Source organism: Micromonospora sp. NPDC050495 (assembly GCF_040655175.1).
Classification (GTDB): domain Bacteria; phylum Actinomycetota; class Actinomycetes; order Mycobacteriales; family Micromonosporaceae; genus Micromonospora.
Genome location: NZ_JBFAJK010000016.1, coordinates 111,438 through 134,396, shown reverse-complemented (window position 1 = coordinate 134,396; position 22,959 = coordinate 111,438). Strand labels below are relative to the sequence as shown.

Sequence of the window (22,959 nt, the reverse complement as noted above, 5' to 3'; positions counted from 1 at the left end):
TCGCCTTCCCTGGGGGGGGCCGCCCCGGGGGGGGGGGCCCGCCCCGGGGGCGGCGGCCCCCCCCCCCGCCGCCCCCGGGGCCGGGCGTCAGGCGGCGGGCGCCTCCGCCGCCGCCAGGGCCACCGTCGCCTGGGCGCGGACGCCGTTGACGGTGACCGCGAGCAGCACCTGGGCGCCGGGCCGCAGCGCGGTCAGCCGCCCGGTGGCCGGGTCGAAGCGGGCCACGTGCCAGGGCTTCACCCCGCTGGCGTCGCCGATGTGCAGGTTCGGCGAGCCGGACCAGTCGGCGCTGACCGGCGCGGCCACCGGGACGGTCCGGCCGCTGGGCTGGGTGAGCGTCGCGGTGACCAGCGCCGGGACACCGACCGTGACCTCGGCCGGCGCGGCCAGGTCGAGCCGGTCCAGGTGGGCGTGGAACTCGGCCGCCACCCACTCCGGCCCCTCGGCCAGCGGGTCCCGCCGGGCCCGCTCGGCCTCCTGCGGGCTCACCGGGTCGACGCCGAACTCCGTCCAGCCGGTGAAGCCGCCCAGCTGGGCCGGGGTGGACGGGTCCTTGCCGGAGTTGCCGTTGATCACGTACGGCACGCCGTCCACCCGGTCGGCGTGGAAGGTGCCGACGTGCCCGTTCACCATCAGCGCGCCCTTGCCGGTGCGATGCTGGAAGTCGGCCAGCCACTGCTCCACCAGGGCCGCCTCCTTGCGGTCGAGGAGCTGACTGGCCTTGGCCGGGCTGGGGTCGCGGGGCGGGTGGTGGAAGAGCACCGCCACCGAGCCCACGGCCGGGTCGGCGGCCGCCGCGTCGAGCGTGGACCGGAGCAGTTCCACCTGGTCGAAGCCGCCACCGCGGAGCGAGCCGGTGGCCGTGCTCAGCGTGACGAACCGGGTGCCCCGGTGGTCGAAGACCCGGGAGGTGTCGCCGAAGACGGCCGCGAAGTTCCCGATCGGGGCACCCATGATCTCGTGGTTGCCCGGCACGTAGTAGTACGGCAGCTGCCCGCCCAGTTCCTCGTCGAGGATCCGCTTGGCCAGCGCGAAGTCCGCCGGGTAGGCGGTGTCCACGAAGTCCCCGTCGATCACCAGGAAGTCCGGCTTCGCCGCCTTGACCTCGCGGAGCGTACGGCGGGCCTGGGCGACCAGGTCGCTGTCCGGGTTCGCGGCCACGAACTGGGCGTCGGAGAGCACCGCGAAGCGCCACGGCGCGCCGTCCACCGTGCCGTCGCGGAGCACCACCCGGTCGGTGCGGTTCGCCTCATCCGGCGCCTGGAGGGTCGGCGGGACCCGGGCCACCAGGTCGTCGATGACCACCTCGCTGCGGTACTGCTTGGCCGGATCGGTCTCGGCCACGTAGAACCGGCGCACCCGCACCGGGTACTGCACCCCGGCCGGGACGGCGAACTCGACGTAGCGCCAGCCGGTCCAGGTGAGGTACGGGCCGCGGAGCACGAACTGGGTGTCCTGGGCGTCGTGCAGGTGCAGGCTGGGCCACTCCCCCGTGCCGTTACTCTTGATCCACATGCCGAACGCCTGCGGCTGGCCGGGCACGTCGATCCAGGCGGGCGGGTCGGCGTACGCGGCCCGGGTGCCGGTGGACTGGCTGAAGTCGTACGACATCTTCAGGCCGGTGCCGGTGTGGCCGGCCGCCGGGGCGACCGAGCCGGCGGCCCGGGCCTGGCTGAACCTCCAGGAGGCCGCGTCGTCGAAGCCGGCCACCGGCACGTCGGTCAGCCCGACGGTCACCGGCAGCACCGTGGTGGTCCCGCCCACGGTCACCGTGACCAGTGCGGAGCCGCTGTCGACGCGGGCCCGCACGTCGAGGTTGCCGTCCGGCCGCGGGGTGATCTCGAGCAGGTCGTGGTCGTACGCCAGGCGCAGGTCGGCCGGCTCGATCGGCGCGGTGTTGCCCTCGGCGTCGTAGCCGACCACGCCGAACAGGCCGCTGTCGCCTGCCTGGTTCAGGCCGAGCCGGTCCACCGTGGCGTCGATCCGCTCCAGCGGGCCGAGCACGGTCAGCTCGATGCTGCCGCGCGCCGTCCCCCGGGAGGCGGTGACGGTGGCGTGGCCGGGCCGGCCGGCCCGGAACACCCCCGCGTCGTCCACCCGGCCCTGGGCGGCCGGGGTGGCCCGCCAGTCCGGCGTGCCGGCGGCCGGACCGTACGTCTCGTCGTAGCCGGCGGCGGTGAGCCGGCGGGTGAGGCCGGGGAAGACCCGGTCGGGTCGGCCGCCGCGCACCGGGGCGACGCCCGGCGCGGCGGTCGGGTCGCTGGCGGTCTCCAGCCAGAAGCCGGTGAGCCGGCCGCTGCCCTGCGGCGCGTAGATGGCCAGGCCGTTCGGGACGGGGCGTTCGGTGCCGTCGGACGGGCTGTTCTCCACCTGGACCGTGGCCGCGCCGGGCTCCCGGGCCAGCAGGGTCGAGGAGCCGCCGCCGTCGAGGTTCAGCGCGTTCCACGCGCCGAGCTCGCGCATCATCCGGCCCATCTCGGTCTGGGTCACGCCCCGGCTGTCCACCTGCCGGCCGTCCATCGTCAGCATGATCATTTTGCGTCCGTCGGCGGTGAAGCCGACCGAGGTACGCGGCGCCAGGCTGGCGTCGGCGACGTCCTGCACGACCCCGTCGCGGACCAGCACGCTGCCGCCGCCGACCGCGGCGCGCGGGCTGCTGCCGTCGGCGGCCTTCGGCCGCCAGGTCAGGTCCACCGGGTCGCCGGGGCGCAGCGCGGCCAGGGCGTCCGCCCCCGCCTCCCGGCCGAGCAGCACCGTGCTGCCGGCCGGGATCGGCCCCGTTCCGGCCGTGGTGGCCACGGTCGCGACCTGCCCGCCGGTCACCGTCACCTCGACCACCCGGGCCGCGCCCTCCACCGCCCGCCCCCGGGAGTACGTCCCCCAGAGCGGCGTGAAGACGCCCACTCCGTCGCGCTGCACGATGTTGTTGAACTGGGTCAGCGGCACCGGCCCGGCCGGCAGGGCGGCGCTGCCCTCGAAGCCGACCTGGACGATCCGGCCCAGCCCTTCCGCGCTGATCGCGGCGGCGTTGGCATGCCCGGCGACCGGCGACTGGATCAGCTCGCCGGACTGGATACCGATGCCCTGCGCCGCCCCGGAGGCGTTGATGTCGAAGAAGTCGCCGTTGACCGCGGCGACCGCCCGGGAGCGGTCCACCGCCGCCCGCAGCGGCTCGTCCCGGGTGACCGCCCCGGAGTTGACGTAGTCGACGGTGACGCCCCCGGAGAGGTCGGCGGTGAGCGCGTCGGCGCGCAGCCAGCCGGCGGCGTCGTACCGGTCGAAGGAGGTCAGTTCGAGCCCGGGGGCGACCGGGCGGGTGGCCTTCGCGGTCTCCAGGCCACCGGCCGGTTCCAGGCCGCCGGTGGTGGCGGTGGCGGCCGGGCTGGCCAGGGTGACCGCGGTGTCGGGTCGGGAGGAGGCGGCCGGTGCGTCCTCGGCCGGCGTGGCGCTGGCGCTACCGACCGGAGGCGCGGCGACGCCGGCCGGTACGGGTCCGGCCAGCGTGAGCACCGGCGTCAGCAGCAGGACGCCGGCGAGACGGGCGGTTCGACTGCGGATACGCATGGACGACAGTCAACCGAGACTGAACAGAAGTTTCAATAGCTCTCGGCTTAACCGAAGAAAAACTTCACCCGTCGGCGGCGTCGGGCCGGCGACCATCCGGCAGCGTGAGGCCGGTGCGGCAGCTCGCTCGGCGGCGTCGCGCCCTGCCGTCGGCGGTCGTCCGGCGGCGATCCCGGGACGCGACGAGGGGCACGGCCCGCAGGCCGTGCCCCTCGCGTCGTTCCGTCAGCTCACTCGCCCGGGGTGGACTTCGCGATCTGCATCAGGAACTCGATGTTCGTCCGGGACTGCTTGAGCCGGTCCAGCAGGAGGTCGAGCGCCGCCTGCGAGTCCAGCGAGTGCAGCACCTTCCGGAGCTTGTGGATGATCGCCAGCTCTTCCGGCGCGAGGAGGACCTCCTCCTTGCGGGTGCCGGACGGGTTGATGTCGATCGCCGGGAAGACCCGCTTGTCGGCGATCTTCCGGTCCAGCTTGAGCTCGGCGTTGCCGGTGCCCTTGAACTCCTCGAAGATGACCGTGTCCGCCATCGACCCGGTCTCCACCAGCGCGGTGGCGAGGATGGTCAGCGAGCCGCCGTTCTCGATGTTCCGCGCCGCGCCCAGGAAGCGCTTCGGCGGGTAGAGCGCGGTGGAGTCGATACCACCCGACATGATCCGGCCGCTGGCCGGCGCCGCCAGGTTGTACGACCGGCCCAGCCGGGTCACCGAGTCCAGCAGCACGACCACGTCGTGGCCCAGCTCGACCAGGCGCTTGGCCCGCTCGATCGCCAGCTCCGCCACCGTGGTGTGGTCCTGCGGCGGACGGTCGAACGTGGCCGCGATGACCTCGCCCTTCACCGACCGCTGCATGTCGGTGACCTCTTCCGGCCGCTCGTCGACCAGCACCACCATCAGGTGGCACTCCGGGTTGTTGCGGGTGATCGCGTTCGCGATCGCCTGCAGCACCATGGTCTTACCGGCCTTCGGCGGCGAGACGATCAGGGCGCGCTGGCCCTTGCCGATCGGCATCACCAGGTCGATGACCCGGGTGGTCAGGATGTGCGGCTCGGTCTCCAGCCGCAGCCGCTCCTGCGGGTACAGCGGGGTGAGCTTGTAGAACTCCGGCCGGCGCCGGGCCTCCTCGGGCTCCATCCCGTTGATGGTGTCCAGCCGGACCAGCGGGTTGTACTTGTCGCGCCGCTGCTCGCCGTCCCGGGCGGCCCGCACGGCGCCGGTGATCGCGTCACCGCGGCGCAGGCCGTACTTCTTGATCTGGGACATCGAGACGTACACGTCGTTCGGGCCGGCCAGGTAGCCGGTGGTCCGCACGAACGCGTAGTTGTCGAGCACGTCGATGATGCCGGCGACCGGGACGAGCACGTCGTCCTCGCCGACCTGCGGCTCGCGGCCGCCGGTCTCACCCTCGCCCCGCTCGCCACGGCCGCGCCGACGGTCGCGGAACCGGCTGCGCCGGCCGCGCCGGCCGCCGCCCTCGCCGTCGTCGTCGGCGTCGTGGTCACGCTCGGCCCGCGGGCCACGGTCATTGCGGTCGCCACGGTCGCCACGGTCGCCCCGGTCACCGCGCTCGTTGCGGTCGCCCCGGTCGCCGCGGTCGTTGCGGTCGCCGCGGTCGCCTCGCTCGTTGCGGTCCCCGCGCTCGGCCCGCTCGCCGCGGTCGCCGCGGTCGGTCCGCTCGCCACGCTCGGTCCGCTCGCCACGGTCACCGGTGCGCTCGGCACGCTCACCGGTGCGCTCGGCACGCTCACCGGTGCGCTCGGTCCGCTCGCCAGTGCGCTCGGCACGCTCACCGGTGCGCTCGGCACGCTCGCCACGGTCACCGGTGCGCTCGGTCCGCTCGCCGGTGCGCTCGGTCCGCTCGCCGGTGCGCTCGGCGCGCTCCCGGCCCCGACCCTCGCCGCGCTCGGCCCGCTCGCCGGTCTCGGCGGTGGCCTCCTCGGTGCGGGTCTCCGCCGCCCGTGCCTCACCACCGGCGGCCCGACCCCGGCGGCTCCGGGTGCGGCCCTCGGTCGCCTCGGCGGCCGGCGCCTGCTCGGCGGAGCGCCGCTCGGTCTCGGCGCGCTCCTCGCGCACCTCGGCGTGGACCTCCTCCCGGGCGGGAGCGGCCGCAGCCGCGACCTCGGCCCGCGGTCGAGGGGTGCCGGCGGCGGCGCCGCCCTGCCGCTCGGTGATCGCGCTGATCAGCTCGCCCTTACGCATGCGAGCCGTACCGGAGATACCGAGCGACGCGGCGAGGCTCTGCAGCTCTGGCAGCAGCATCGCCGACAGGCCGGTACCGCTGCGCCGGCGGCGCGTGGGGGCGGCGGTGGTGGTGGCATCGCCAGCGACGTTGGAAACATCCGACGTCACGTCGGTGGTGTCGCTCAATGGATTCCTTCCCTCGATAGGCCGGGACTGCCCGGAGTCGAGAACCAGGTGGCCGGGCGGCCTCGGTGCACCCGCTTCGCACGGACGCGGCGCGGGAGTCTGTGACACAGCAGCCGGTCGGTTTCCCGACTCACCGACGTGGTGAGCAGGTCTCGCCGTCTGCGGCGACCTGTGGAAACTGCGGTGCGGCGTGGGCCTTGGCAGGGGTGACGGGCTGACCGCCGAGAGCTTCGGGGGTGCGCCGACCCGCAGGAGATCGCATGCTTCGCGGCTGTGCTGAGTCTAGAGCGTAATCAACTCTTCCGACCTGCGGCAACAGGGTCCCGCTCGGCGTGTCCCAGTCTACCCCGGGTGACCCGGGCACCGCTGACGTCTATCGGCAACTTCCAGCGCTGCCAGTTTGTTCCCCCCGGGAAGGCCGGAGGAACCTCGGTGAACGCCAGAACCGTGGGGCCCGCCCCACTGACCACGGCCGCCACACCCGCCGCACGCAGCGCACCGACCAGGGCCGCCGTCGCCGGCATCCCGGGAGCCCGGTAGTCCTGGTGCAGCCGGTCGACGGTGGCCGGCAGCAGCAGCGCCGGCTCGGCGGTCAGCGCGTGCACCAGCAGCGCCGCCCGCCCGGCGGTCAGCGCCGCGTCCGGGTGCGGCACGGTGGCCGGCAGCGCGGCCCGCGCCTCGGCGGTCAGGCCCCGCTCCTCGGGCACGAAGACGGTCGGGTGCACCGCCTCCGCCACGGGCAGCGAGACCGCCCGGGCGCCGGACGGCTCCGTCCAGGCGATCGTGAAGCCGCCGAGCAGGCAGGGCGCCACATTGTCCGGGTGGCCCTCGATCTCGGAGGCCAGCCGCAGCGCGGCGGCGTCGTCCAGCCGCTCGGCACCGTCGGCGACCAGCGCGCGGGCCAGCAGCACGCCGGCCACGATGGCCGCCGAGGAGGAACCCAGGCCCCGGGCCTGCGGGATCCGGTTGACGCACTCCAGGGCCAGCCCCGGCGGTTGTCCGCCGAGCACGTCGAAGGCGGCCCGCATGGCGGTGACCACCAGGTGCCGGTCGTCCGCCGGCAGATCGCCGGCCCCCTCCCCGGTCACCGTCACCGTGACGCCGCCCGTGGTCACCTCGGCCGCCGCGTCGTCGTGCAGGCCCAGGGCCAACCCGAGCGCGTCGAAGCCGGGCCCCAGGTTCGCGCTGGTCGCGGGCACCCGGACCCGTACGGAACCGGCGGTGAAAGTCATCGGCACCGGCTCATGCTAGGGCCCCGCACCGACAGCGCGGCGGTTCACCCGGACCGTGGGAATGGCGCCCGTCCACTAGCCTGACGCCGGTCCGCCTAGATCGGGAGATGACGTGCGCTACCTCGGCAACACCGCTCTACAGGTGCTCGCGCAGTTGCCGACCCTCCTCGTCCTGGCCGTCGGGCTGGTGCTGGCGCTGGTCAACCGGCGGCTGCCGCGCGGCCCGCGCGGGCTGCTGCTCGGCGGGGTGGCGGTGCTGCTGGTCGGCGCCGCGGTCAGCCTGCTCTGGTCGCTGACCATCAGCCGCTCCCTCGGCGCAGGTTGGAGCAGCACTGAGTTGATCCGGCTCAGCATGCTGATCGGCCTGATCCAGCTCGTGCTGCACCCGCTCGGACTGGCCCTGGTGATCGCCGCGGCGCTGGCCGGCCGGCGCGCGACCGGCCCGGACGCCCCGCCCCCGGCGTGGGCCGGCTGGCCGTACCCGCCGGGCACCCCGCCCGCCGGCGCGGCCCCGTACCCGCCGTCGCCGCCGCACGAACCGGCCTGACCCGGTCAGGAGGCCGGGCTCGCCTCCGGCTGCTCCGCCGGGTCGGTCAGCGAGAGCCGGCGGGTGGCCAGCCGCCAGCCCACCGCGTAGACCACGGTGACCAGGCCGCAGCCGGCCAGCACGGTCCGCTCGTCCACCCGGTCCACGACCAGGGCCACCACCAGTTGGCTGATCGAGATGGCCAGCGTCGCGAGCATCATGTCGGTGGCGAACACCCGGCCCCGCAACCGGTCCGGCACCTCGCCCTGCAGGGCGTAGTTGGACATCACCCAGTTGCTGCCGCCGCCCAGGTGGGCCAGGAAGACCAGCACCAGCACCAGCGGGAACCAGTCGACCACCGAGGCGCCGAGATAGGCCACGCCGTACAGGGACATGGAGAGCGCCAGCCCGGTGAGCAGCCAGGCCCGGTTGCTCAGCACCCGGCGCATCAGGATCGGGCCGACCAGGGCGCCGGCGCCGCGGCTGGCGAAGAGCAGGCCGGTACCCACCGACCCGACGCCGTACACCCCGGCGAGCAGCGGGAAGACGGTCAGCACGCCGTTGCCCAGGCCGACCGCCGACTTCACGGTGACCAGGGCGAGCACCCGCGGCCGGTGCGCGATGTAGCGCAGCGCCTCGCGGATCGCCGGCCAGGTGCGCGGAGTGGCGACCGCCGGGTCCCGGGGTGCCTGCAACGGCCGGCGGATCAGCGCGGCCAGGCCCGCGGCCCCCGCCAGGGCGCCCGCCGCCACCCAGAAGCTGACGTACGGGCCGGCGGCGGCGCTGAGCATGCCGCCGAGCGAGGCGCCGACCACCGTCATGGTGCCCCAGGCGGAGCCGGCGATCGCGTTGCCCGCGGCCAGGTCCGCCGGGTCGAGCACGTTGGGCAGGGCGGCCTGGGCGGCCGGCGAGTAGAACGCCTTGGCCACCGCCACCGCCGCGATCGACACCAGGGCCAGCCAGGCGGTGCCGGCCCCCCGGACCCCGAGCAGCAGCAGGATGCCGGCGAGCGCGGCGAGGTTCGCCGTCATCATGATCTTCCGCCGGTCGAACCGGTCGGCGATGGTCCCGCTGTACGGCAGCAGCAGCGCCGTCGTGCCGGTGTCCACGGCGAGCACCAGCGCCCCCCACACCCCGCTGCCGGTCAGCTCCGGCAGGAGCACCAGCAGCGGCACCATGACGAACCAGTCGGCGCCGAACACCACCAGCTCGGCGAGGAAAAGGTTGCGGAAGTCGCGGTTGCGGACCAGGACCGAGAGGGTGGGTGACACGCCGGAACCCTATCCCTCGCTCAGCTGGCGGGCGCGCGCCGGAGCAGCTGGGAGACGGTGACGAAGGAGTACCCCCGGTCGCGCAGGCCGGTGATGATGTCGGGCAGGCCGCGGAGCGCCACCAGGCGCTTGTCGGTGCCGACGTCGTGTCCGAGCAGGATCGTGCCGGGCTGGACGTCGGCGACGATGCGCCGGGCGTGGCCCGCGGGGTCGTTCGGGAACTCGCCCTCGACCATCTGCAGGGTCCAGAGCACCAGCCGGTAGTTCAGCCGGGCGGCCGCGTGCAGCACCGCCCCGCCCAGGTGTCCCCACGGCGGGCGGAGCAGCCGGGGTGCCTGACCGGTGGCCGTGGCGATCGCGTCGTGGCTGCGCCGCAGGTCGTCGTACGCGGTGTGCGCGTCCATCCGGGCCAGGTCGTGATGGCCCCAGCTGTGGTTGCCGACCTCGTGCCGGCCCAGCCGGTCGCGCACCAGCGCGGCGTGCTGCCGTGCCCGCGCGCCGACCAGGAAGAAGGTGGCCGGCACCCGGTGCTGCTCCAGGGTGTCCAGCACCATCGGCGTCCACCGGGGCTGCGGGCCGTCGTCGAAGGTGAGCGCGACCAGCCGTTCGGCGGTGGGCACCCCCCAGGCGACCTCGACCACGCCGGCGCCGACCTGCTGGTGGCGGCTGCCCAGGGTGGCGCTGGCCGGGCCACCGGCCAGCGGCAGCCGGCGGTCGGCGATCCAGGTGGTCTGCGAGGTGCCGGCGGCGCCCAGGGCGGCGCCGCCCGCCAGCAGGGCGCTGCGGCGCAGCACGGTGCGCCGGCCCCACCCCCCGCCCGCGCCGTCCGCCATGACCCCGCTCCCGCTCCGGTCCGCGACCCCGGCAACCGGGACATCGGGGCACAGACAGTAGGTGGCAACTCACTCACGGTACAACCCGCGCGTTCCGCGCACCGCCCCCTTTCCGGGGCCCCGTACGGCACGATGGCCGCCCCGAGCGGGACGGCCATCGTGGCGGTGCGGTGCGCCCGGCACGGGCGCGGTGGGTCACTCCGTGGGCGGCAGCGGGGAGCGGCGGCTCTTCGGCAGCCGGAGCACCTCGAACTGGTCGGTGCCGTCGAGCAGCGCGGCCGACGGGGCCCGCCGCGCGGGCGGCTCGACGGTCGCCTCCGCCGGCGAACCGTCCGCCCCGACCAGGGCCGGAACCGGCTCGGGTGCCGGCTCCGGCGCCGCCGCCGGCGACACCGGCTCCGGCACGCCCCGGCGGCGGGCCCGCCGCTCGCGCAGCGACTCCTTGGTGCGCTCCACCATCGTGTAGAGGGTCGGCACCAGGATCAGGGTCAGCAGCGTCGAGCTGAGCAGTCCGCCGATCACCACGACCGCCAGCGGGCGGGAGATGAAACCGCCCTCGCCGGTCAGGCCGAAGGCCATCGGCAGCAGCGCGAACACCGTGGCCACGGCGGTCATCAGGATCGGCCGCAGCCGGCGCCGGCCGCCCTCGACCACCGCCTCGGCCACGCCCATGCCCTGCCCCCGGTACTGGTTGATCAGGTCGAGCAGCACGATCGCGTTGGTCACCACGATGCCGACCAGCATGAGCACGCCGATCAGCGCCGGCACGCCCAGCGGCGTGCCGGTGACCAGCAGCAGCGCGATCGCGCCGGTGGCCGCGAACGGGACGGAGATGAGCAGGATCAGCGCCTGGGTCAGGCTGCGGAACGTACCCACCATGATCAGGAAGACGATCGCGATCGCGGCCAGCACGGCCAGCCCCAGGTCGGCGAAGGCGTCCTTCTGCTCGGCACTGACCCCACCGACGGCGAACGTCGCCCCCGGCACGTCCAGCGCGTCCAGCCGCTGCTGCAACTCCTGCGTGGTGGCGCCGAGGTTCGAGCCGGTGGCCGTACCGGTGATCGAGACGCTGCGCTCACCGTCGATCCGGGTCACCTGCTGCGGGCCGTCGACCTGGTTGATGTCGGCGATGTCGTCCAGCTTGACCCGGCCCAGCGGCAGGGCGCGCAGCTCGTCCACGGTCAGCGGCGGCCGGGCGCCGGTGCTGAGCAGCACGTCCTGCTGCCCGCCGTCGAGGGTGACCCGGCCCAGCGGGGAGCCCCGGTACGCCTGCGCGACGAACTGCCCGACGGCCGCCTCGGTGAAGCCGGCCCGCGCCGCGGCGACCCGGTCGACGGTCACCTCGACCCGGGGCACCTGGGTGGCCAGGCTCGTGGTGACGTCCTCGACGCCCGGCGTACCGGCCAGCGCGCCCCGGGCGGCCTCGGCGGCCCGGGCCAGCGTGTCCTGGTCGGCGGCCTGGACGACCACCTCGAGCTGGTTGGCCGACGCCGAGTTCTGCCCGCCGCCGAAGCTCAACTCACCGGCCTCGGCGCCGAGCGCGTCGAAGTCCGCGCGCAGCGTCCTGCGGACCGCCGCCGCGTCCGTGTCGTCGGTGAGCGCCACCGCGAAGGAGGCGGTGTTGTTGCCGCCGCCCGCCCACGGGTTGTCGTTGCCGCCGGCCGTGACCTGGTACGTCTTCACCCCCGGCGTACGCCGGAGGATCTCCTCGACCCGGGCGGCGGCCTGGTCGGTGCCGGCCAGCCCGGTGCCCGCCGGCAGCTTCTGGGTGATGGAGAGGGTGTCCTGGCCGGAGTCGTCGAGGAAGTTGGTCTCCAGCTTCTGCGCCAGGCCGAAGGTGCCGAACAGCAGCAGCAGGCCCAGCCCCACGGTGGCCCAGCGGGTGCCCCGGGACCGGGTGGCGAAGCCGATCACCGGCAGGTACGCCCGCTGCAACGGGCTGCGCAGCTCCTTCTCCTCGGCGCTGCGCCGGACCGCGCCGTCGGCGGCCGGCCGCGGCTTCAGGAACCAGTACGCCAGCACCGGGATCACCGTCAGCGACACCAGCAGCGAGGCGAGCAGGGCCACCGTCACGGTGATCGCGAAGGGCGCGAAGAGCTGGCCGACGAAGCCACCGACCAGTGCGATCGGCGCGAAGACGGCGACCGTGGTGAGGGTGGAGGCGGTCACCGCGCCGGCCACCTCGCGGACCGCGCCGAGGATGGCGTCCCGCTTCGGTTCGCCGTACTCCAGGTGCCGCTTGATGTTCTCCAGGACCACGATGGAGTCGTCCACCACCCGGCCGACGGCGATGGTCAGCGCGCCCAGGGTGAGCAGGTTGAGCGAGTAGTCACCGGCCCAGAGCACGATCAGCGCGACCAGCACCGACAGCGGGATGGAGACCGCGGTGACCACGGTGGAGCGGACCGAGAGCAGGAAGACCAGGATCACCACGACCGCCATCAGCAGGCCGAGCAGGCCCTCGGTGGTGAGGCTCTCGATGGACCGCTCGACGAAGGGCGCCTGGTCGAAGACCACGGTCAACTCGGCGCCGGAGGCGGCGGACAGCTCGTCGAGCCGGTCCCGGATGTCGTGCGAGATGCCCACCGCGTTGCCGTCCGGGCTCGCGGTGACCGCGATGCCCAGGCTGGGCTTGCCGTTGGTGCGGGTGATCGCGGTGGCCGGGGCGAGCTGCTGCTCCACCCGGGCCACGTCGCCGAGGCGTACCGGGGTGGCGGGAGCGGTGGCGAGCACGATGCCGCGCAGGTCCTCCAGCGTCCGGATCGGGGTGCCCACCTGCACCGGGAGCGACCGGCTGCCATCGGCCACCGCGCCGGCCGGCAGCGCCACGCCGTTGTTCCGCAGCGCCGCGGCGACGGCGGTCGGAGCCAGCCGGGCCGCGGCCAGCTTGGCCGGATCGGGGGTGACCACCACGACCTGGTCGCGGGTTCCGGTCACGTCGACCGTGCGGACCCCGTCCAGGCTCTCCAGCTCGGGTACGACGGTGCTGCGCAGCTTGTCGGCCAGGGCCTGCTCGTCGCCGCCGCCGCTGGCGGCGACCACCACGGCCGGCAGGTCGTCGGTGCTGCCGGCGATGACCTGCGGGTCCACGCCCTCGGGCAGCTGCGCGTCGATCCGGCTCAGCGCGGTCTGCATCTTGTTGACCACGTCGTCCAGGTCGGTGCCGAACGCGTACTGCACCTGGACGGTGGCGGCGCCCTCGCGGGAGGTGGAGGTCACCTTCTCCAGCCCGGGGATGCCCTGGAGGCTGTTCTCGATCGGCTCGGCGACCTGCGCCTCGACGATCTCCGGCGCGGCGCCCGGGTACGGCGCCACGATGAAGGCGGCGGGGAACTCCAGCGACGGCAGCAGCTGCTGCTTGAGCGACGGTACGGCGAACGCCCCGAACGCCGTGGTCACCAGGGCGATGAGGGCGATCAGTCCCCGATTGGCGAGGCTGAATCTGGCGAGCAGCGACATCTGCGTTACTCACTCCTGAAGGGGTCGGCGGGTGCCCAAAGTCTCCCCCACCCGCTCCCCCTGCCCGCAGCCACCCCGCCCCCGCCGCCAGCCCGGTGTCGATCACGAAGTCAGCGCGTCAGGAAGCCCTCTCCCGGACCTGACTGCAGGCTCGACGGGGGCGAGCGGTGCGGAGGGTCAGACGAGGTCCAGGGAGCGGGCGGCGGCCAGGGGGTCGTTGGCGATGGTGATGGGGGCGGGGGCGGTGGAGATGGCCCACTCCGGGTCCTTGAGGCCGTGACCGGTGACCGTGCAGACCACCGTGGCGCCGGCCGGTACGCCGCCGGCGGCGGCCTGCTGGAGCAGGCCGGCCACGCTCGCCGCGCTGCCCAACTCGACGAAGACCCCCACCTCGCGGGCCAGCAGCCGGTACGCCGCCAGGATCTCCCGGTCGGTGACCGCGGCGATCAGGCCCGCCGAGGCGTCCCGGGCGTCGACCGCCTTCGTCCAGCTCGCCGGGTTGCCGATCCGGATCGCGGTGGCGATGGTGGACGGCTCCGGCACCACCTGGCCGGTGACGATGGGCGCCGCACCGGCCGCCTGGAAGCCGTACATCCGGGGGGTCCTGGTGGCGTTGCCGTCCCGCAGGTCCTCGGAGTAGCCCATCCAGTACGCCGAGATGTTGCCGGCGTTGCCGACCGGCAGGCAGTGGATGTCCGGCGCGTCGCCGAGCGCCTCGACGATCTCGAACGCCGCGGTCTTCTGGCCGTGCAGCCGGTCGATGTTGACCGAGTTGACCAGGGCGACCGGGTAGTCCTGGGCGAGCTTGCCGGCCAGCGCCAGGCAGTCGTCGAAGTTGCCCTGCACCTGGAGCAGCTTGGCGCCGTGCACGAGCGCCTGGGCCAGCTTGCCCAGCGCGATCTTGCCCTGCGGCACCAGCACCGCGCAGGTGATCCCGGCGCGCGCCGCGTACGCCGCGGCGGAGGCGCTGGTGTTGCCGGTGGAGGCGCAGATGATCGCCTTGTCGCCGGCCCCGACCGCCTTGGAGACGGCGACCGTCATGCCCCGGTCCTTGAACGAGCCGGTCGGGTTGGCCCCCTCGACCTTGAGCCAGACGTCGGCCCCGATGCGGGCGGAGAGCACCGGCGCCGGCAGCAGCGGCGTGTTCCCCTCGTGCAGGGTGACGACGGGAGTGGCGTCGGTGACCGGCAGCCGGTCCCGGTACGTCTCGATCAGACCCCGCCACATGTCGCTCTCCTCGTCTCCCGCCCCGGCCGTGTCGGGGCCCTCACCAGCGTGGCCCAGCCTCCCGAACGGGCCGCCGGCACACCTCCCCTTAACCATCAGGCGGGACGGTGGAGTTACGCGCCACCCTCCACCCGGAGGACGCTGGTGACCGAGCGGACGATGTCCAACCCGCGCAGCTCCCGCACGGTGGCGGCGAGCGCGGCGTCCGGCGCCACGTGGGTCACGATGACCAGTTCCGCGCCCGGGCCCGCGCCGGCCGGGGCCTGCCGCACGGTGGCGATGGAGACCTCGTGCCGGGCGAAGACCCCGGCCACCGCCTCCAGCACACCCGGCCGGTCCGCCACGTCGAGGCTGATGTGGTAGCGGGTGAGCGCCTCCCCCATCGGCCGGACCGGCAGGTCGGCGTAGGCGGACTCGCTGGCCGCGTGCACCCCGGCGAGCCGGTTGCGGGCCACCGCCACCACGTCGCCGAGGACCGCGCTGGCGGTCGGCGCGCCGCCGGCGCCGCGGCCGTAGAACATCAGCTGCCCGGCCGCCTCGGCCTCGACGAAGACCGCGTTGAACGCGTCGCCGACACTGGCCAGCGGGTGGGTCAGCGGGATCATCGCCGGGTGCACCCGGACGCTGACCGTCTCCCGGCCGGCCGCGTCGGCGCCCCGGGCGGCGATGCAGAGCAGCTTGATGGTGCAGCCCATCGCCTTGGCGCTGGCCACGTCGGCGGCGCTCACCTCGGTGATGCCCTCCCGGTGCACGTCGGCGGCGGTGACCCGGGTGTGGAACGCCAGCGAGGCCAGGATGGCGGCCTTCGCGGCGGCGTCGAAGCCCTCCACGTCGGCGGTCGGATCGGCTTCGGCGTAGCCCAGCTCGGTCGCCTCCTCCAGGGCCTCGGCGAAGCCGGCGCCGGTGGCGTCCATGGCGGAGAGGATGAAGTTGGTGGTGCCGTTGACGATGCCGGTGACCCGGTTGATCCGGTCGCCGTGCAGCGACTCCCGCAGTGGGCGCAGCAGCGGGATGGCTCCGGCGACGCTGGCCTCGTAGTAGAGGTCGGCGCCCCCCTCGGCGGCGGCGTCGTGCAGCGTGGCGCCGTCCTCGGCGAGCAGCGCCTTGTTGGCGGTGACCACGCTCTTGCCGGCCCGCAGCGCCTCGACCAGCCAGCTCCGGGCCGGCTCGATGCCGCCGACCACCTCGACCACCACGTCCACGTCGTCGCGTTTGATCAGCCCGAGCGCGTCGGTGGTGAACAGCGCCGGGTCGACCGGCAGGTCGCCGCGGTCCCGGCTGAGCCGGCGTACCGCGATGCCGGCGATCTCCAGCGGGGCGCCGATCCGGGCGGCGAGGTCGGCCGACTGCTCGTGCAGCAGCCGCACCACGTCGCTGCCGACCGTGCCACAGCCGAGCAGCGCCAAGCGAACCGGTGAGGTCATCCCACATCCAATGCGAGCAGGTCGTCTTCGGTCTCCCGGCGGACGATCAGCCGCGCCCGACCGTCGCGGACGGCGACCACCGGGGGCCGCGGGACATGGTTGTAGTTGCTGGCCATGCTCCGGCAGTAGGCCCCGGTGCCGGGCACCGCGACAAGATCTCCGGGCTGCACGTCGGCGGGCAGGAATTCATCCTTCACCACGATGTCCCCGGACTCACAGTGCTTTCCCACCACGCGGGCGAGCATCGGCTCCGCCGAGGAGGCGCGGTTGGCCACCGTCGCCGAGTACGACGCGTCGTAGAGCGCGGTGCGGATGTTGTCGCTCATCCCGCCGTCGACGCTCACGTACGTCCGGATCCCATCCACGTCCTTGACCGTGCCCACCTCGTAGAGGGTGAGCACGGCCGGCCCGACGATGGCCCGGCCGGGCTCGATGGACAGGTGCGGCACCCGCAGCTGCTCCGCCGCGCACTCCCCGTCGACGATCTTCACCAGCCGCTTGGCCAGCTCCTGCGGCGCGGCCGGGTCGTCCTGGGTGGTGTACGCGATGCCGAAGCCGCCGCCCAGGTCCAGCTCGGGCAGCTCCACGCCGCGGGCGTCGCGGATCTGCGCCTGCAACGCGAGCACCCGGCGGGCGGAGACCTCGAAGCCGCTGGCGTCGAAGATCTGCGAACCGATGTGCGAGTGCAGGCCGCGCAGCTCCAGCACGCCCTCGTCGAGGATCTTGAAGGCGGCCGCGGCGGCCGCGCCGCCCGCCAGGGAGAAGCCGAACTTCTGGTCCTCGTGCGCGGTGGCGATGAACTCGTGGGTGTGCGCCTCCACGCCGACGGTGACCCGGACCAGCACCCGGGGGCGTACCCCACGCTCGCGGGCCAGCGCGGTGAGCCGGTCGATCTCGGCGAAGGAGTCCACGATGATCCGGCCCACCCCGGCGTCCACCGCCCGGGTCAGCTCGGCCACCGACTTGTTGTTGCCGTGGAAGCCGATCCGCTCGGCCGGCATCCCGGCCGAGAGCGCGGTGGCCAGCTCGCCGCCGGTGCAGACGTCGAGGAACAGCCCCTCCTCGGCGATCATGCGGACTACCGCCCGGCAGAGGAACGCCTTGCCGGCGTAGTACACGTCGGCGTCGGGGAAGGCCGCCCGGAACTGCCGGCAGCGCTCGCGCAGGTCGTCCTCGTCCAGCACGTACGCCGGGGTGCCGTACTCGGCGGCCAGGTCGCGGACGTCCAGGCCCGCGACGGTCAGCGCGCCACCGTCGGCGCGCGCCACGTTGCGCGGCCACAGCTGCGGCACCAGGGCGTTGACGTCGACCGGGGGACGCAGCCACGCCGGCCCGCGGTTGCCGAGGTCACCGTGCAGGGCCCCGGCCTCGTGGGCGCGCATCAGTTGTCTCCGCTTCGCGACTGCGGGGCTCGCATGCTCACTCCTCGCGCTCGCATTTACATCCGCTCCGGGGCCGAGACGCCGAGCAGGCGCAGGCCGTTGGCGATGACCACCCGGGTGGCGTCGTTGAGCCACAGCCGGGCCCGGTGCAGGTCGGTGACCTCCTCGTCGCCGCGCGGCAGGATCCGGCAGTTGTCGTAGAACCGGTGGTAGGCCTGCGCCAGGTCCTCCAGGTAGTGCGAGAGCCGGTGCGGGGCGCGCAGCTCGGCCGCGCCGGCGACCACCGAGGGGAACGCGGCCAGCTCCTTGAGCAGCTCGTTCTCCTTCTCGTGGGCGAGCAGCTCGGGCCGGAAGTCGGCGGCGTCGCCCCGGGTCAGCCCGACCTCGGCGGCGTTGCGCCCGACGCTGGCGGTCCGGGCCGCGACGTACTGCACGTAGTAGACCGGGTTGTCGCGGGTGGCCCGGGTCCACAGCTCCACGTCGATGTCGATCGGGGAGTCGCTGGAGTAGCGGGCCAGCGCGTACCGGGCGGCGTCCACGCCGATCGCGTCGACCAGGTCCTCCAGCGTGACCACGGTGCCGGCCCGCTTGCTCATCCGCACCGGCGCCCCGTCGCGCAGCAGGTTGACCAGCTGGCCGATGAGGATCTCCAGGTTGCGGTCGGGGTCGTCACCGAAGCAGGCGGCCATCGCCTTCATCCGGCCGAGGTAGCCGTGGTGGTCGGCGCCCAGCATGATCACCACGCGCTCGAAGCCGCGCTCCCGCTTGTCCAGGTAGTAGGCGCAGTCGGCGGCGAAGTAGGTCCACTCCCCGTTGGACTTGCGCAGCACCCGGTCCTTGTCGTCGCCGAAGTCGGTGGTGCGCAGCCAGGTGGCGCCCTCGGACTCGTAGAGGTGGCCCTGCCCGCGCAGCCGCTCCAGCGCCTGGTCCAGCTCGCCCCGCTCGTGCAGGTCCTTCTCGTTGAAGTAGGTGTCGAACTCGACCCCGAAGTCGCGCAGCGACGACTTGATCTCGGCGAACATCAGCTGGACGCCCTCGACCCGGAACACCTCCTGAGCCTCGGCGTCGGCGAGGTCCCGCACCTCGGGCCGGCGCCGCACCACCTCGGTGGCGATCTCGGCGATGTACGCGCCGCCGTAGCCGTCCTCCGGCGCGGGCTCGCCCTTGGCCGCGGCCAGCAGGGAGCGGGCGAACCGGTCGATCTGGGAGCCCGCGTCGTTGAAGTAGTACTCGGTGCCGACGTCCGCGCCGGTGGCGCGGAGCAGCCGGCTGAGCGCGTCACCGACGGCGGCCCAGCGAACCCCGCCGATGTGCACCGGCCCGGTCGGGTTCGCCGAGACGAACTCCAGGTTGATCTTCTGGCCCGCGAGGGCGTCGCTGCGGCCGTACTCCGGGCCGGCCTCGACGATGACCTTGGCGAGCTGCCCGGCGGCGGCGGCGTCGAGCCGGATGTTCAGGAAGCCCGGGCCGGCGATCTCCACCGACTTGACCCCCGCCGCCCGGCCGAGCTGCTCGGCCAGGGCGGTGGCCAGCTCGCGCGGGGGTACCCCCACCTTCTTGCTGAGCTGCAGCGCCAGCGTCGAGGCGTAGTCGCCGTGATCGGGGTTACGGGGCCGCTCGACGGCGGTCTGCGCGGGCAGCGCGGAGCGGTCCAGCCCTCGGTCTTCGAAGACGGCATGGGCTGCGGCGAGGACGACCTCGGCGAGTTCTGCGGGAGTCACCGAACCATGTTATCGGGGGTAGACTCGGTCCCCGCGGCGGCGACCAGCATCTGAACAGGCTCCGCGGCTCCCCCTGACCGACCGACCTGACGAGGCACGATGAGCATCAGCACCCCGGGCGGCCCGGAACGCCGCCCGACCGTGGTCAGCACCGGCAAGAAGCCGGCCGCCGGCCGGCCGGCCGCTGGCGACAAGCCCGCCGGCGGTAAGTCCGGTGCCGGCAAGGGCGCACCGCGGCCGACCACCGGTGGCAAGGGCCGCAAGCCGATCGCCCCGGTGAAGGTCAGCCAGGGCCGGGCCTGGGGTCCGATCGCGCTCTTCGTCGCCGTCGGCGTGCTGGCCGTCGGCATCGTGGGGTGGGGCGCCTGGGCGGTGTACAAGGGCTCCCAGCCGTGGCAGGACCGGGCCGACTCGATCAAGGGCGTGGTCGACTTCCGCAAGAAGGACAAGAAGCTGGTCCAGGGCGGCCAGCACCAGCAGGGCTCGGTCAAGTACGACGTCCTCCCGCCGGTCGCCGGCCCGCACAACCCGGCCTGGCAGAACTGCATGGGCGACGTGTACGACGCGCCGATCGCCAACGAGCACGCGGTGCACAGCCTGGAGCACGGCACCGTCTGGATCACCTACCGCCCCGACCTGCCGGCCGACCAGGTCGCCAAGCTCAAGGAGAAGGTGCAGGGCAAGGAGAAGCTGATGCTCAGCCCGTTCGAGGGGCTGGACAAGCCGATCTCCCTGCAGGCCTGGGGCTTCCAGCTCAAGGTCGACAACGCCGACGACGCCCGGATCGACGAGTTCATCAAGACGCTGCGGGTGAACGCCTCCGTCGAGGGCCCGAACGCCAACTGCGCGCAGGGCGTCACCGCCACCGGCACCACCCCGCGTGACCTGGGCAACCAGATGGAACAGCCGACGCAGTGAGGACGCCGCGATGACCGCTCCCGTGACCACGGACACCGACCTGGACGAGGCGCCCGTCGACGGCGGCCGTCCGGCCGCGCGCCGCTTCGGCCTGCTGGCCGTGGCGCTCGCCGTCCTGGTCGGCCTGCTCCTCGGGTACGCGGGCGGCCTGCTCACCCCGACCATCACCCGGCCGGGCGAGAGCTCGCCGGAGGCGGGTTTCGCCCGGGACATGAGCTCCCACCACGCCCAGGCGGTGGAGATGGGGTTGATGGCCTTCCAGCAGGGTCAGGACCCGGAGGTACGGCAGATCGGCGGCGACATCGCCACCGGTCAGCAGGGTGAGATCGGGACGATGCAGACCTGGCTGCGGTCGTGGAAGCTCGACCCGACCGGCGACCAGGCGCCGATGGCCTGGATGCCGGACGGCGCGCAGTCGGTGAAGAACGGCCTGATGCCGGGGATGGCGACGCCCGAGGAGATGGCGAAGCTGCGGTCCGCCAAGGGGCGCGAGTTCGACCTGCTGTTCCTGCAGATGATGATCAAGCACCACATCGGCGGGGTGCACATGCTCGACGCCGTGCTGGAGCAGGGGCACGACGACGACGTGCTCGCGGTCGCCCAGGTCATGAAGAACACCCAGCAGACCGACCTGACCAATCTGGTGGCGGCGCAGAAGCGGCTGGGCGGCCGGCCCTAGGCACACCACGTCCCGAACGGGCCCGCGCCGACACCGGCGCGGGCCCGTTCCGTGTCCCCGGGTACACCTTGTCCGTTATGCCGCTTTGTAACGATTCGAGCGGTCTGACCCATTGGATGTCTTGGAGACTTTTCTCCACACATATCGTGACCGGTTGCGATTCGGGCTCGTTGCGTAGGACGTGGGGGTTGCACTCAGAGACGCAGGGCGGTCGGTGACCAGCTGGTGCCGACGCCACACCATCGGCGGTGACGGGGCGGTGGCAGCCGTCCGTCGCGGACTGCGGCAGGGCGAGCCGGGCACGCTCAGCCGCGAACAGGAACTCGAACTGATCGACGTTCTGCGGGGCATCCACCCCGACGAGTTCGGCCTGGACGAGGAGCTCTGGACGCGCCAGAGCCTGACCACCCTCATCGAGAGCCGGTTCGACCTGGCGATGGACGCCGGCACGGTCGGGGCGTACCTGCGGGCCTGGGGGTTGGGTCCGCGCGAGCCCCGCGAGCGGGCCTGCGGGCTCTGCGTGGGCGCGGTGGAGCGGTGGGTACGCAGCGAGTACCCGGCGATCACCCGGGCCGCCCAGGAGCACGCCGCGGAGGTCTACTGGATCGGGCGGGTCCGGCTGCGCGGCACCATGCCGGCCGCCGACGTGATCTCCGCGGTCTCGTCCCGGGGGCGGGTGCGCTTCATGATCACCACGCCGACCGTGGACCCGCCGCTCCCCCGCGACTTCGTGCTGCGGCTCAGCGGCGCCGAGGAACGCACCGTGCACCTCATCGTGGACGGCTCGTGGCCCCGCAACGAGTGGCCCCGCCGGCTTCCCCGCCGCATCGTCCTGCACCCGCTGCCCAGCTGCGGCCGCCCGGTCGCCGCCGCCTGACGGGCGACGATCGGCACGCCGGGCACCGATTCGGCGATCCGGGAGGGCGTTTGCTACTCTTCTCGGGTCGCTGAGCCCCCGTAGCTCAGGGGATAGAGCACCGCCCTCCGGAGGCGGGGGCGCAGGTTCGAATCCTGCCGGGGGCACCAGACACGAGCCACACGAAAAGGCCGCTGACCAGGCAGAACCAGGTCGGCGGCCTTCATCGCATGTTCAGCCGTCACGGGCCGTTCGCGGGTGTCTGTGCCGCAGTGGTGCGACGGGGTGCCCGGGCGGCGGGGGTCAGAAGTCGATGAAGCCGTACAGCGCCAGGTGGTTGGACTTCGTGCTGCTCACCGTGTGGCCGATCGTGGAGGGCTGCACGGTACCGCGGACGAACAGGTAGTCGATCTTGCTGGACCCGGAGGTGGCCTTCGTGCCGTAGCCGGTCATGCCGTACCCGCTCAGTGTGCTCGCCGGGATGCCCGTGCGGTTGGCGTCGATGCCGACGATGCGGATCGTCGAGGCGTTGAGCAGGCTGGTCGCGTCGGCACCGAGGTGGACGCCGGTGCCGCCGATGCCCGTGTCGCCGTCACCGGCGCAGGCGTTCTGGCGGTTCTCCTGCGGCAGGTGCATGGTCGCGGCGAACACCGTCACGCCGGTGTCCTTGATGGTGAAACGCGCCGCGATGGCGCTGGTGCGCTTCCACTTGTACGCGTTGACCGTGCCGCTGTCGCTGTTCGGGGGCTTGTACAGCGTGCAGCCGGCCCCGCCGTTGTACGCCGTGCCCGGCTTGAGCCAGCCGGCGCTCCAGTACTTCGACACGTCGCCGCTGGCCAGGCTGAGTCGGCGGGTGTTGTAGATGATGGCGTTGGTCTGCCGCTTCTTCAGGTCACCGAGCGACTGCTGGCTGCAGTGGTGGGTGCTGCCCCACTCCTCGGGGTTGTCCCAGGCGACGATCGCCCGGTAGGCGCCGGCCGCGTACCCGAACTTCGCCGACAGCTGGTCGGCGTACGCCTGCGCCTGCCCGGTGCCGCGGACCTGCTGCACGATCAGCAGGTCCGGCGCCTGCACCCCGGACGTGCCGGTCCTGCCGTCGCTGTCGACCAGCATCGAGGTCAGGTGGTCGGGGCCGGAGATGCGGGTGCAGGTGCCGTCCGCGTTGTTCCGCACCAGGTTCTCGATGTTGTTGTTGTAGACCCGCAGCGTGCGGTCCCCGACCAGGGTGGCCGGGGAGCCGAGCGCCGGGGCCGGTACGAACGCGAAACCCGCCAACAGCACCGAGGTCGCCGCCACGCGTTTCCATAGCAATCCCTGCGTCATCGCCACCCGTCCGATCTCTGCGGTTTCATGATCCGGCGCGAGTATAGGTCGACATCATTGCGGCCGAATGCCCGTGAGCAGGCCGCTGTCGCACAGCCCGGGTGCGCCGATCCAGAACTCCTCCCGGTCAGTCGTCGGGCCGCATCGGCATCCGCGAATTTTAGGCGGGCAGGGTCGGGTC

The 22,959-nt window shown here is 73.5% G+C and carries 15 protein-coding genes and 1 tRNA gene; 5 read left to right on the top strand and 11 right to left on the bottom strand.

The annotated features are described in order from the left end of the window. Positions 1 to 87: 87 nt before the first annotated feature. From AB0I11_RS18225 to thrB, 3 genes are all read right to left on the bottom strand, one after another. Positions 88 to 3,564 carry a phosphodiester glycosidase family protein gene (locus tag AB0I11_RS18225; RefSeq protein ID WP_357321172.1) on the bottom strand — a complete coding sequence of 1,159 codons (3,477 nt, stop codon included), beginning with the start codon at positions 3,562 to 3,564 and terminating at the stop codon, positions 88 to 90. Positions 3,565 to 3,794: 230 nt separating this feature from the next. Then, a complete protein-coding gene (gene rho / locus AB0I11_RS18220; RefSeq protein WP_357321169.1) occupies positions 3,795 to 5,927 on the bottom strand; it encodes a transcription termination factor Rho in 2,133 nt (710 codons plus the stop codon). Between the two features lie 293 nt (positions 5,928 to 6,220). Next, positions 6,221 to 7,159: a homoserine kinase gene (gene thrB / locus AB0I11_RS18215; protein ID WP_357321202.1), complete on the bottom strand. Its 939-nt coding sequence runs from the start codon at positions 7,157 to 7,159 to the stop codon at positions 6,221 to 6,223. A gap of 112 nt (positions 7,160 to 7,271) precedes the next feature. On the opposite strand from thrB, the gene AB0I11_RS18210 reads away from it, so the two are divergent. Further along, a complete protein-coding gene (locus AB0I11_RS18210) occupies positions 7,272 to 7,706 on the top strand; it encodes a hypothetical protein (protein WP_357321166.1) in 435 nt (144 codons plus the stop codon). Between the two features lie 5 nt (positions 7,707 to 7,711). Here the strand turns inward: AB0I11_RS18210 and AB0I11_RS18205 are convergent, their stop codons facing one another. From AB0I11_RS18205 to argS, 7 genes are all read right to left on the bottom strand, one after another. Next, entirely contained in the window at positions 7,712 to 8,956 is a 1,245-nt protein-coding gene (locus tag AB0I11_RS18205; RefSeq protein ID WP_357321163.1) for an MFS transporter, read from the bottom strand. Between the two features lie 20 nt (positions 8,957 to 8,976). Beyond that, on the bottom strand, positions 8,977 to 9,789 hold the full coding sequence (locus AB0I11_RS18200) for a polysaccharide deacetylase family protein (RefSeq protein WP_357321160.1): 813 nt from the start codon (positions 9,787 to 9,789) through the stop codon (positions 8,977 to 8,979). A gap of 195 nt (positions 9,790 to 9,984) precedes the next feature. Next, positions 9,985 to 13,248 carry an efflux RND transporter permease subunit gene (locus AB0I11_RS18195; protein ID WP_357321157.1) on the bottom strand — a complete coding sequence of 1,088 codons (3,264 nt, stop codon included), beginning with the start codon at positions 13,246 to 13,248 and terminating at the stop codon, positions 9,985 to 9,987. 177 nt (positions 13,249 to 13,425) lie between these two features. Beyond that, on the bottom strand, positions 13,426 to 14,475 hold the full coding sequence (gene thrC / locus AB0I11_RS18190) for a threonine synthase (protein WP_357321154.1): 1,050 nt from the start codon (positions 14,473 to 14,475) through the stop codon (positions 13,426 to 13,428). A 113-nt stretch (positions 14,476 to 14,588) separates the two neighbouring features. Beyond that, entirely contained in the window at positions 14,589 to 15,899 is a 1,311-nt protein-coding gene (locus AB0I11_RS18185) for a homoserine dehydrogenase (protein ID WP_357321151.1), read from the bottom strand. After that, the gene (lysA, locus tag AB0I11_RS18180) at positions 15,896 to 17,281 is read right to left on the bottom strand and encodes a diaminopimelate decarboxylase (protein ID WP_357321148.1); all 1,386 of its coding nucleotides are present in this window, start codon (positions 17,279 to 17,281) and stop codon (positions 15,896 to 15,898) included. The genes AB0I11_RS18185 and lysA overlap by 4 nt, the downstream gene beginning before the upstream one ends. Positions 17,282 to 17,337: 56 nt before the next feature. Then, positions 17,338 to 19,002: an arginine--tRNA ligase gene (argS, locus tag AB0I11_RS18175; protein ID WP_357321145.1), complete on the bottom strand. Its 1,665-nt coding sequence runs from the start codon at positions 19,000 to 19,002 to the stop codon at positions 17,338 to 17,340. Positions 19,003 to 19,101: 99 nt separating this feature from the next. Between argS and AB0I11_RS18170 the strand changes: the two genes are divergently transcribed. The 4 genes from AB0I11_RS18170 to AB0I11_RS18155 all read left to right on the top strand — a co-directional run bounded on the left by AB0I11_RS18170 (position 19,102) and on the right by AB0I11_RS18155 (position 21,625). Beyond that, complete coding sequence (locus AB0I11_RS18170) at positions 19,102 to 19,920, top strand: DUF3105 domain-containing protein (protein ID WP_357321142.1); 819 nt, start codon at positions 19,102 to 19,104, stop codon at positions 19,918 to 19,920. Positions 19,921 to 19,930: 10 nt separating this feature from the next. Beyond that, positions 19,931 to 20,599: a DUF305 domain-containing protein gene (locus AB0I11_RS18165; protein WP_357321139.1), complete on the top strand. Its 669-nt coding sequence runs from the start codon at positions 19,931 to 19,933 to the stop codon at positions 20,597 to 20,599. Between the two features lie 181 nt (positions 20,600 to 20,780). Next, positions 20,781 to 21,476 carry a winged helix-turn-helix domain-containing protein gene (locus tag AB0I11_RS18160; RefSeq protein ID WP_357321136.1) on the top strand — a complete coding sequence of 232 codons (696 nt, stop codon included), beginning with the start codon at positions 20,781 to 20,783 and terminating at the stop codon, positions 21,474 to 21,476. Positions 21,477 to 21,550: 74 nt separating this feature from the next. Then, positions 21,551 to 21,625: transfer RNA gene (locus tag AB0I11_RS18155), tRNA-Arg, on the top strand. Positions 21,626 to 21,758: 133 nt separating this feature from the next. Here AB0I11_RS18155 and AB0I11_RS18150 read toward each other — a convergent pair. Continuing rightward, positions 21,759 to 22,751, bottom strand: coding sequence for a hypothetical protein (locus AB0I11_RS18150; protein WP_357321133.1), 993 nt, complete (start codon positions 22,749 to 22,751; stop codon positions 21,759 to 21,761). Positions 22,752 to 22,959 lie beyond the last annotated feature (208 nt).

Excerpts from the sequence above, each read along its gene's own strand:
- AB0I11_RS18225 (WP_357321172.1), bottom strand. The coding sequence starts at position 3,564 with ATGCGTATCCGCAGTCGAACCGCCCGTCTCGCCGGCGTCCTGCTGCTG.
- thrB (WP_357321202.1), bottom strand. The coding sequence starts at position 7,159 with ATGACTTTCACCGCCGGTTCCGTACGGGTCCGGGTGCCCGCGACCAGC.
- AB0I11_RS18200 (WP_357321160.1), bottom strand. The coding sequence starts at position 9,789 with ATGGCGGACGGCGCGGGCGGGGGGTGGGGCCGGCGCACCGTGCTGCGC.
- AB0I11_RS18195 (WP_357321157.1), bottom strand. The coding sequence starts at position 13,248 with ATGTCGCTGCTCGCCAGATTCAGCCTCGCCAATCGGGGACTGATCGCC.
- thrC (WP_357321154.1), bottom strand. The coding sequence starts at position 14,475 with ATGTGGCGGGGTCTGATCGAGACGTACCGGGACCGGCTGCCGGTCACC.
- AB0I11_RS18185 (WP_357321151.1), bottom strand. The coding sequence starts at position 15,899 with ATGACCTCACCGGTTCGCTTGGCGCTGCTCGGCTGTGGCACGGTCGGC.
- lysA (WP_357321148.1), bottom strand. The coding sequence starts at position 17,281 with ATGCGCGCCCACGAGGCCGGGGCCCTGCACGGTGACCTCGGCAACCGC.
- AB0I11_RS18170 (WP_357321142.1), top strand. The coding sequence starts at position 19,102 with ATGAGCATCAGCACCCCGGGCGGCCCGGAACGCCGCCCGACCGTGGTC.
- AB0I11_RS18165 (WP_357321139.1), top strand. The coding sequence starts at position 19,931 with ATGACCGCTCCCGTGACCACGGACACCGACCTGGACGAGGCGCCCGTC.